This window comes from Massilia sp. CT11-108 (assembly GCF_047302915.1).
In the GTDB taxonomy this organism is placed as follows: domain Bacteria; phylum Pseudomonadota; class Gammaproteobacteria; order Burkholderiales; family Burkholderiaceae_D; genus Telluria; species Telluria orientalis.
This window is the reverse complement of sequence record NZ_JBKYMO010000187.1, coordinates 1-10,618: the sequence shown is the minus strand read 5'-3', so window position 1 is coordinate 10,618 and position 10,618 is coordinate 1. Positions and strand designations below refer to the sequence as shown.

7 protein-coding genes and 1 tRNA gene are annotated in these 10,618 nt (G+C 62.2%); 6 read left to right on the top strand and 2 right to left on the bottom strand.

Going from position 1 to position 10,618, the window contains the following annotated elements; all coding sequences use genetic code 11:
- On the bottom strand, positions 1 to 554 hold a 554-nt coding region (locus ACEN88_RS16070), incomplete at its 3' end, for a c-type cytochrome (RefSeq protein WP_413341122.1).
- A gap of 192 nt (positions 555 to 746) precedes the next feature.
- Between ACEN88_RS16070 and ACEN88_RS16065 the strand changes: the two genes are divergently transcribed.
- A tRNA-Arg gene (locus tag ACEN88_RS16065) sits at positions 747 to 822 on the top strand.
- A 248-nt stretch (positions 823 to 1,070) separates the two neighbouring features.
- Here ACEN88_RS16065 and ACEN88_RS16060 read toward each other — a convergent pair.
- Positions 1,071 to 1,976 carry a TraB/GumN family protein gene (locus ACEN88_RS16060; RefSeq protein WP_413341120.1) on the bottom strand — a complete coding sequence of 302 codons (906 nt, stop codon included), beginning with the start codon at positions 1,974 to 1,976 and terminating at the stop codon, positions 1,071 to 1,073.
- 858 nt (positions 1,977 to 2,834) lie between these two features.
- Between ACEN88_RS16060 and ACEN88_RS16055 the strand changes: the two genes are divergently transcribed.
- From ACEN88_RS16055 to prsR, 5 genes are all read left to right on the top strand, one after another.
- Positions 2,835 to 3,818, top strand: a complete 984-nt coding sequence (locus ACEN88_RS16055; protein ID WP_413341119.1) for a glycosyltransferase family 2 protein — start codon at positions 2,835 to 2,837, stop codon at positions 3,816 to 3,818.
- A gap of 332 nt (positions 3,819 to 4,150) precedes the next feature.
- Positions 4,151 to 5,440, top strand: a complete 1,290-nt coding sequence (locus ACEN88_RS16050; RefSeq protein ID WP_413341117.1) for a nucleotide sugar dehydrogenase — start codon at positions 4,151 to 4,153, stop codon at positions 5,438 to 5,440.
- 262 nt (positions 5,441 to 5,702) lie between these two features.
- The gene (locus ACEN88_RS16045) at positions 5,703 to 7,085 is read left to right on the top strand and encodes a TIGR03013 family XrtA/PEP-CTERM system glycosyltransferase (protein WP_413341115.1); all 1,383 of its coding nucleotides are present in this window, start codon (positions 5,703 to 5,705) and stop codon (positions 7,083 to 7,085) included.
- Positions 7,086 to 7,225: 140 nt separating this feature from the next.
- On the top strand, positions 7,226 to 9,175 hold the full coding sequence (gene prsK, locus ACEN88_RS16040) for an XrtA/PEP-CTERM system histidine kinase PrsK (RefSeq protein ID WP_413341113.1): 1,950 nt from the start codon (positions 7,226 to 7,228) through the stop codon (positions 9,173 to 9,175).
- Positions 9,176 to 9,186: 11 nt separating this feature from the next.
- Positions 9,187 to 10,548, top strand: a complete 1,362-nt coding sequence (gene prsR / locus ACEN88_RS16035) for a PEP-CTERM-box response regulator transcription factor (protein ID WP_413341112.1) — start codon at positions 9,187 to 9,189, stop codon at positions 10,546 to 10,548.
- Positions 10,549 to 10,618: the final 70 nt, after the last annotated feature.

The following is a 10,618-nucleotide window of genomic DNA, read 5'->3' as shown; positions in this document are numbered from 1 at the left end:
GCTGCCGGTGCGGCTGCGGCCTGGGCCGGCGCCTGGGTGCCTGCCGCCGGGGCTTCCGGCTCCTTGAACTTGGCGCCCGACTGGTTGGTCATGTAGACCACGGCGCGGGCGACTTCGATGTCGTCGAGATCGGGATTGCCGCCCTTGGCCGGCATGGCGCGGATGCCTTGCACGGCGTGCTGGACGAGGGTGTCGTAGCCCTGCGCGATGCGGGCGCCCCAGGCACTTGCGTCGCCAGCCTTAGGCGCACCTGCTGCGCCCGAGCCATGGCAGGCGACGCAGGTGGCGTTATACACGGCCTGGCCCGATTGCAGCACCTTGGGCGCGTTCACGTCCTTGAACGCAAACCCTTCCTCGGCCACCGGGCGCACGCGCGTCGCGACGGCTTGCGCACTCTGGCTTTCGGACCCGGCGCCACCCAGGGGCTTGTTGGTGGCAAAGATCACCAGCAGGATGATGCCGATGACGATGACCAGGAAAAAACCAGCCACTGCGATGATCAGTTGCTTGGGGGTCCGGATAAAGGATTGGTGTTCGTTGTGCGCGTCGCTCATGATTTCCTTAATACAAATTAAAAAAACCTGCTTCTGCCCTGCGGAATACGTGGAATACTTATTTATATGCAATGCCGCCGGGCGATTATAGACCCAAAGACACTTGGTGGAAACGCAATTTCCCACTGGAGCGGCGCGTTGCCATAGACGACGCCCGGGAAAGACTGTATCCTTCGCATCGCCTCCTCCAGCGCGGCTGTAGCTCAGTGGATAGAGTATTGGCCTCCGAAGCCAAGGGTCGTGGGTTCGATCCCCGCCAGCCGCGCCACAATCCCTATAAAATTCAATCATTTACGTGCTGCGATACGCAGCAGTGTCGCGCATTGAATTCATTTCTTGGCATATTGAATGTGCCAAATTTGTGCCGGCGTCTCGTACGTTTCGAAACAAGTCACGGCACATCTAGGCAGACTCAGTGGCCGCGCTGCCCGTTCCAGCATGGCGGCATAGTGCACGAGCCGTGCATGGCAAGGCTGGCCAAGCCGAACTCGCTTGCTTCGGTCTGTAATATGGTCTTCATAAGCTACCCAGCGCGGAGCGCACGCGGTCGAACCAGGAAGGCGATAGGAATGTCGCACTGATGTCATTGGCCCCGCAGATACTGGTGACCGAAAAGCCTTGCTGGCGCAGCAGACTGATCAAACCAGGCTCGACCCGGGTGCCAACTCGTAGGTCGGGAAGGTGCAGCGCACCGACGATGACGAAGGTTCTGTGATGTTCGGAAATGGTTTTGGCGATGAGGGGAACCCAGGCATGGGTACGTTGCTTGATCATGATCTCAAAAGTACCCGAACTATAGTTTGTCTCCAGTCCCTTGTCCTGCAAGATCTGATCGCCAGGAGAAACCGGATCAATGGCACAGGGCGTCGGGCGGTCGACGCAGCGGACCTTTTCGTCAGTAACCTCCCCGGCGACGACTGCTAGTTTGCCAAGGGAGCCATACAACGGATCCGATTGCTTCAGGCGCAGCAGGCGCGAAACCTGCAGGGCTTTATCAGCAACGAAATCTGCTCGGTCAGCGGCACTCGCGCTGCAGAAGTGCGTTCGCCTGTCCCCGAGCGTATCTAGGCCAATCGTCTTTTTCGATGTCGTGTCCGTGCCACGCAGGCGGAAGGAAATGCCTGTTTCACTGACGACGTCATATGCCGGCCCGAGCGACGCTGTCGTAAACGTGTCCAACAACGTCAAAGTCAGGTATTCCGGCACGAGCGCCCAGCTTTCGAGCCAGTTTGGCACGTCAAGATGGCTATCCCGTGTCGCCTTAATCAGAGCGTCAAAGGCAAGATGCAAGCGCTGCGTGTGCAAACCCTTCGGATCGTCAAAGCAGGGCGCGCCGAGCGCGAACGATCCGTTCCGGAGCTGGTCCGGAACGAAATAAGTCTCCATTACGGCCACCTCCGCCACCGCGTAACTCGGTTTCACGACGGTCTCAAAGTAGTGATCGTTCTCAACTGGGGTACCGACGTGAGACTCGCCGACTAGCACGGCCTGTGTATTGCCTTTGCTGACTAGCCATGCGCGCGGCGCCGTGGCAGCAGCGGCAGCAGAAGTTGAGAGCAACGTGGCGAACACAGCGGCCAATACCGTATAGCTTCGAATGCAAGAGATCATCATAGTTTCGGACCCCAGTGAAGCGTTGGCCCCGGCAAAGACCAGGGCCAACTGCCGAAAATGCCGGCATTGATTACGGGAGATGACTTACCAAACTACTCAACGGTGGCGTGTCGTGGTGCTTCACTTTCCGCCTATGCAAGTGTTCGTCGTCACCGTAAACCCGCCGGTGGAGCTTTCCTGGAGGGAGCCGGGACCATCGCGACCAGCGGCGGAAACGCCGGGATTTGGCGTTGTGGTGCGGCTGAATATCCAGGACTTGTAGTAGTCACGGTCGACACGCCGCCGGCTCCGCAGCTACGGGGGCGTGATGGTGCCCCCGGCGCTGCTGCTACTTGGCACGCAAGATAAAGTTGCCTATTGACCCAGTTGGACAACGTTATGGCCAACATCGCGGATGGGCTGGCATTTGTCGTTCGAAAGTTCTAGCTGAGCTGTTAGTGTGCCAAGATTGTGCCAATAAAGATAATGTCTCGAATAAATATAGTGCTTATCTATGGCTATTTTTGGGCCTCCGAAGCCAAGGGTCGTGGGTTCGATCCCCGCCAGCCGCGCCATGCCTTCCTGTCTCCCCGCACACCGTAGTGCCCGTTTCCTTCCGAATTTGCTGCAAATGTGTCAACATCCGGCACTGCAGCCGATTTTCCAGCCATTTCAAAGAGGACGACGATGAGCGCCAAGGTTTTTGTGGTGATAGTGACCTACAACGGATCCAAGTGGGTGACCCCGTGCTTTTCCAGCCTGCGCAAGTCGACCGTGCCGCTGCACACGATCGTCATCGACAACGGATCGAAGGACGACACCCTGGCGCGCATCGCGGCCGAGTATCCGGAAGTGGAGGTCGTCGCTACCGGAACGAACCACGGGTTTGGCAAGGCCAACAACATTGGCATGGAAATGGCGTACCAGCGCGGCGCGGACTATGTCTTCCTGCTCAATCAGGATGCCTGGATCGATCCGGACGCGGTGCAAAAACTCGTCGAGGCGCACCAGCGGCATCCCGCCTATGGCGTCATCAGCCCGATGCACCTGAACGGCGCCGGCGACGGCCTCGATTACGGCTTTTCGAACTACATCGCGCCGAACAAATGCCGGGGCCTGTACTCGGATCTCTTCCTCGGCCGCATCAAGGACGTGTACGACGTCGGTTTCGTGAATGCCGCCGCCTGGCTGGTGACGCGCGCATGCCTGGAACAGGTGGGCGGCTTCAGCCCGTCGTTCTTCCACTACGGCGAGGATGACAATTACACGCAGCGCCTGCAGTTCCACAAACTGAAACTGGGCGTCCTGCCCACGTCGCGTATCTATCACGACCGCGAACAGCGCCCGCCCAGCAAATTCTTCGAATCGGGCGAAACCTTCCGGCGCGAAGTCATCGCGCGCAGCTCGAACCCGAACACGCATTTCTCCTTCGGCCGGGAATGGGTGTCCGTGTTCGCCCACCTCGGCTATGCGCTGGCGCGCGTGAACATGCAGGACGTCAAGCTGCAGCTGGCCAAGATCCGCCTGCTGGCCGGCATCGACAAGGCGGCCATCGCCGCCAACCGCGAGCGTAGCAGGACCGGCCGCGCCGCCTTCCTCGATCTCGACGCAGGCAATGTCACCGCCTACCCGAAAGACATAACATTACGACAAGTTACGAGCGCTCAATAACCGCGCTTACAACACTCCGGGACGTAAGGACAAGGTATTGCTTGCCTGTTTAGACCGCAGCCACTTATTCTGCTGTTCTCGGAACGTTTCGATTCATGCGCACGGTATGTCTTGTTGCTAACTTGTAATCGATAAAATGTTATTATCTCATCAGCACGGCGGTGAGGATTCGTGAAAATTCGATGGGCTCCCACGATGTGAACGTTGGTCTGCAAACGACGATGGCACAAGGCGCCGTTGTCGGCAAGGCGAGTTGACTCGTCGAGCGGGCAGACGTTTTTCCGTGCTGACTCAAAGTTATCGTAATAGCAACCAAGCGGAACGGAATCAATATGAAGCCAGACGAGGTCATCGCAGTAGTGGGATTGGGTTATGTAGGTTTGCCGCTGGCTGTCGAGTTCGGCAAGCTCGGCCCGACGATCGGTTTCGATTTGTCGACGACAAAGGTCGAGAGCTACAAGAAATTTGTCGATCCCGCCGGTGAGGTGTCGACTGAGCAATTGCGTTCGGCGCGCCACCTGAGCGTCACTACCGACCCGGCCGCGCTGGCCAAGGCCGATTACATCCTGATCGGCGTTCCGACCCCCGTCGACATCGCCCACGTGCCCGACTTCGCGCCGCTGATCAGCGCCAGCGAGACCGTCGGCAAGCACATGAAGCGCGGTGCGATCGTCATCTATGAATCGACCGTGTATCCGGGCGCGACCGAGGAAGTCTGCATCCCCGTCCTGGAAAAATTCTCCGGCATGAAGTGGAAGGATGGCTTCCACGTCGGCTTCTCGCCCGAGCGCATCAACCCGGGCGACAAGGAACACACGCTGACCAACGTGATGAAAGTGGTGTCCGGCGACGACGCGGAGACGCTGGAACGCGTGGCGGCCATGTACGAGACCGTCGTCAAGGCCGGCGTGCATCGCGCGTCCAGCCTGAAGGTCGCGGAAGCGGCCAAGGTCATCGAAAACACCCAGCGCGACCTGAACATCGCGCTGATGAACGAACTGGCGATCATCTTCGACAAGATCGGCATCGATACGCTGGAAGTGCTGAAGGCCGCCGGCACGAAATGGAACTTCCTGCCGTTCCGCCCGGGCCTGGTGGGCGGCCACTGCATCGGCGTCGACCCCTACTACCTGACGCACAAGGCCGAGATGATCGGCTACCACCCGCAGGTGATCCTGGCGGGGCGCCGCATCAACGACGGCATGGCCAAGTTCGTGGCCGAAAAGACCGTCAAATCGATGATCTCGGCGGGCTTCCACGTCAAGGGTTCGAAAGTCAACGTGATCGGCCTGACGTTCAAGGAAAATTGCCCGGACCTGCGCAATTCCAAAGTCGCGGACATTGTGTACGAGCTACAGTCTTACGGTGTCGAAGTGCACGTGCACGACCCGGTGGCCGAAGCGGACGAAGCGCAGCATGAATACGGCATCGCACTGGAGCGCTGGGAAGACCTGCCGAAGGGGGATGCCCTCATCGTTGCGGTGCCGCACAAGGAAGTGCTGGCGCGTTCGCTGACGGATTTCCAGTCCAAGCTGAACGACGGCGGCTGCTTCGTCGACGTCAAGGCCCAGTTCGATCCGAACGGGATCCGCGAGGCTGGCTACTGCCTCTGGCGTCTGTAATGTATCGCCGGCATCCGCAGCTGCAGATGCCGTGACTATTCGATGGGTCGTGCCGAGGGCAGGCCGCTTGGACCCCCGAGCCTTGCCGTTTTGCATGTGATGATGACAATGACAGTTCCAGGCTATTTCCGGCCTTGTTTTATTTCCTTGAGTCAAGAACTTTTGGGAACGCGCACGCGTATCCCGGCTCGACTATTGGTTGTGCAAATCAGCAATAACAGCTACACCGGAGGCAATTGTGCTTAGGATTTCTAATCACTATGTGTCGAAGATCGTATTCGTCCTTCTGTTCGTCGAAGTGTTGGTGCTGCTTGGCGCAGCCTACATCGGCGCGACGGTGCGGTTCATGGAACTGGGCCAGAACGCGTCCCTGCCCAACCTCGACCATCACTTCTTTACATCCGCCATCGCATTCACCGCCGCGATCATCTTCAGCATGAGCGCCATGGGCATGTACCAGCTCGACTTCAACGAAGGCCTGCGCCATCCGTTCTTCATGAAGCTGATGCCCTCGTTCCTGATGGGCTTCCTGATCCTGACGCTGGTGTTCTACGTGGCGCCCGACCTGTATTTCGGCCGCGGCATCATGGCGCTCGTGTTCGGCATCGCCGCGGGAGGCATCTTCCTGGCGCGCATGGTGTTCTTCAAGTCGTCCGAGCTGCGCTTCCTGGAAACCCGCATCCTGTTCCTGGGCAGCGGCCCGCTCGCCAAGGAATGCAGCGACCTGGCGATGCAGAGCACCAGCTACCACCGCTACAACATCGCCGGCTTCGTGCCGACGCCGACCGAGGAATTGTGCGTGCCGGGGACCAGCCTGCTGAAGTCGCGCGAGGGCGAATCGCTCGTCGCGCTGGCGCGCCAGTACAACGTCGAGGAAATCGTCGTCTCCGTGCAGAACCGCCGCGGCGGCTTCCCCATCAAGGATCTGCTCGAGTGCAAGCTGCAGGGCTTCAAGGTCACCGACGCCGCGACCTTCTTCGAGCGCGAGACCTGCCAGATCCGCGTCGATTCGCTGCAGCCGTCGTGGCTCGTGTTCGGCGGCGGCTTCGACCAGAGCTTTGTGCGCACGTTCATGAAGCGCAGCTTCGACATCGTCTGCAGCCTGATCATCATGGTGCTGACGCTTCCGCTGATGCTGCTGGCGGCGCTGGCCGTCAAGCTGGAAGACGGCGGTCCCGTGTTCTATTCCCAGGAACGGGTCGGCAAGGACGGCGCCGCGTTCTTCGTCCACAAATTCCGCAGCATGCGCACCGACGCGGAAAAGGGCGGCAAGCCGCAATGGGCGCAGCAGAACGACCCGCGCATCACGCGCGTCGGCAATTTCATGCGCAAGACGCGTATCGACGAGCTGCCGCAGGTGCTCAACGTGCTCAAGGGCGACATGTCGTTCGTGGGTCCGCGCCCGGAGCGCCAGTACTTCGTCGACCAGCTGATCGAAGTGGTCCCGTATTACAACGTGCGCCACAGCGTCAAGCCGGGCATCACCGGCTGGGCCCAGGTGCGCTACGGCTACGGTTCCTCGGCCGAGGACGCGCTGCAGAAGCTGCAGTACGACCTGTACTACGTGAAGAACAACAGCCTGTTCCTGGACGTCCTGATCCTGATCGACACCCTGAAGGTCGTCCTGTTCCGCAGCGGACGCTGATGTTCCCTGCGGCCGCATCGTGCCCAGTAACGTGATCAATATCGCTGCTTCCTGCTACGCACTGGCCGCCATCGGCTTCCTCGCACTGGGCCTGTCGGTCCTGTCGGGCTGGCACGGCCGCGTGGGCTGCGGCGCTGGGCGTGGATGCCGCCCGGGAGATCCTGTGGAACACGGGCACGGCCGCGCTCGAGGTGCTGCGCGACGGCACCTGGTCGCTGTTCCTCGTGGCCCTGCTCGGCGACTGGCGCAGCGACGCGGACAGCCAGCCGGCGCGCCTGATCCTCGGCCGCTTCCCCGCGCCGCGCGCGGGACTGCTGGCGGCGGGCTGCGTCTATCTGCTGCTGCTGACCGGCGTCGGCGTCGCCCACTGGGACAACGACCTCCTGCCCGTGCTCGGGCTGCCGCTCCTGATCGGCTATGTCGGCCTGTCCGTGTACGGCATGCTGCTCGTCGAGCAGGTCTACCGCAACAAGACCATCGAAGAGCGCTGGGCGATCAAGTTCGCCTGCCTGGGCATCGGCGGCATGTTCGCCTACGACTTCTACATGTACAGCAATGCGCTGCTGTTCCGCAAACTGAGCGCGGACCTGTGGACGGCGCGCGGTTTCGTCAACGCGCTGACCGTGCCGCTGATCGCGCTGTCGATCACGCGGCGCAAGTCGTGGACGACGTCGTTCGCCGTGTCGCGCCGCGTCGTCTTCCATTCGGCCGCGTTGTTCGGTTCCGCGATCTACCTGCTGGCCATGGGCACGGTCGGCTACTACCTGCGCTACGTGGGCGGCAGCTGGGGCACGGTGATGCAGACGGGCTTCCTGTTCGGCGCCATCTCCCTGCTGGGCGTGATCCTGTTCTCCGGCACGGCGCGCTCCTGGCTGAAGGTCTCGATCAGCAAGCACTTCTACCGCTACAACTACGATTACCGCGAAGAGTGGATGCGCTTTACGCGCACGCTGTCCGAGCGCGGCCCGAACCTGGGCGAGCGCGCGATCCAGGCGCTGGCCGTGCTCGTCGAAAGCCCCGGCGGCACCTTGTGGCAGCGCGATGCCGGCGGCCGCTTCACGGCGATGGCGGGCTGGCCGACGGTCGACACCCACGTGAGCGAGCCGGCCAACGCGCCGTTCTGCCGCTTCCTGGAGAGCACGCAGTGGGTCGTCGATGTCGACGAATACGTCGAGCGCCCCGACAAATACGAAGGTCTCGCCTTGCCCGGCTGGCTGCTGGACTCCCCGCGCCGCTGGCTCGTCGTGCCGTTGATGCTGCAGGAAAAACTGTTCGGCTTCGTCGTGCTGCAGCGCGCGCGCAGCCCGGTGAAACTGAACTGGGAAATCATCGACCTGCTGGAGATCGCCGGCAGCCAGGCCGCCAGCTACCTCGCGCAGGAAGACGCCGCCAACGCGCTGATGGTGGCGCGCCAGTTCGAGTCGTTCAACCGCATGTCGACGTTCGTCGTGCACGACCTGAAGAACCTCGTCGCCCAGCTGTCGCTGATGAACGCGAACGCGGAGAAGCACAAGGACAACCCCGAATTCCAGCGCGACATGCTGGAGACGCTGAACCACTCCGTGCAGAAAATGAAGCTGCTGCTGCAGAAGCTGTCGCGCAGCGAGAATGCCGACAAGCCGCAGCCGCTGGCCGTCGACGACGTCGTGCGCCAGGCGCTCGCCCTCAAGAGCGCGTTCGAGCCGCATCCGCAACTGCTCGTCGAGCAGGCGGGCCTGTGCGTGCTGGCCGACCGCGAGCGCCTGGAGCGCGTGCTGGGCCACCTGATCCAGAACGCGATCGAGGCGACGCCGCGCGACGGCAACGTGATGGTCCGCGTGGCCCTGCCCGCCGACGGGCGCGAGAGCGCCGTCGAGGTCGAGATCACGGACACCGGCGAAGGCATGACGGAAGAATTCATCCGCGAGCGCCTGTTCAAGCCATTCGACTCCACCAAGTCGGCCGGCATGGGCATCGGCGTGTTCGAAAGCCGCGAATACATCACCGAGCTGGGCGGGACGCTGGACGTGACCAGCCAACCCCGACTCGGTACCACGTTCAAGGTCGTCCTGCCGCTGCACCGCGTCGCGGCCGCCGCGACGATCGCCTGAAAGAAGACACCATGACCCAACAAAAACCCAAGCTGTTGATCATCGAAGACGATCCGGGCCTGCAGAAACAGCTGCGCTGGAGCCTGGACGCGTACGACGTGGTAGTGGCCGGCGACCGCGAGGCGGCGCTGGCGCAGATCCGCCGCCACGAGCCGGCCGTCTGCACGATGGACCTCGGCCTGCCGCCCGATCCGGACGGCTCCACCGAAGGCCTGGCCACCTTGCAGCAGATCCTGGCGCTGGCGCCGGACACGCGCGTGATCGTCCTGACGGGCAACCAGGACCATGCCAACGCCGTCAAGGCGATCGGCATGGGCGCCTACGATTTCCACCAGAAGCCGGTCGATCCGGAAGTGTTGAACCTCGTGATCCAGCGCGCCTTCTTCCTGCATAACCTGCAGGAGGAAAACCGCCGCATGCAGCAGTCGCAGGCCGACTCGCCGCTGGCCGGCGTGATCTCGCGCGACCCGGGCATGTCGAAAGTCTGCCGCACCATCGAGAAGGTGGCGCCGACGTCCGCGTCCGTCATGCTGCTGGGCGAATCCGGTACCGGCAAGGAGGTGCTGGCACGCGCCATCCATGCGCTGTCGCCGCGCGCAAAGGAGCGCTTCATGGCGATCAACTGCGCGGCGATTCCGGAAAACCTGCTCGAGAGCGAGTTGTTCGGCTACGAGAAGGGCGCCTTCACGGGCGCCGCCAAGCAGACCAAGGGCAAGGTGGAGCTGGCCCACGGCGGCACGTTCTTCCTCGACGAAGTCGGCGACCTGCCGATGGCGCTGCAGGCCAAGCTGCTGCGCTTCCTGCAGGAGCGCGTGATCGAGCGTATCGGCGGCCATGACGAGATCCCCGTCGACGTGCGCATCGTCTGCGCGACGCACCAGAAGCTGAAGGACTTGTGCGCGCAGGGCCGCTTCCGCGAAGACCTGTATTACCGCCTGTCCGAAATCGTCGTGACGATCCCGCCGCTGCGCCAGCGCGAGGGCGATGCGGCGCTGCTGGCCCATCACTTCAAGAACAAGTTCTGCGCGCAGGAATCGCGCGCGTCGCTGCACTTCGCGCCGGACGCGCTGGCCGCGATCGAAGCCTACCAGTGGCCCGGCAACGTGCGCGAGATGGAAAACTGCATCAAGCGCGCCGTCATCATGGCCGACGGAAACACGATCGTCGCCGACGATCTCGGCCTGCCCGACACGGGTGCCGAGGAAGAGCCGTTGAACCTGCGCCAGGTGCGCGACGAAGCCGAGTACAAGGCCATCGCCCGCGCGCTCGCGCGCACGGACGGGAACATCGTCAAGGCGTCCGAGATGCTGGGCGTCAGCCGGCCCACCTTGTACGACCTGATGGGACGCCACGGCATCAAGGCCAGCGCGTGACGGCGGCCAGGCTGGCGCGCCGCGGCCTGCTGGCGGCGGGCGTACTTGCCGCCGTGGCGTCCCATCAGGT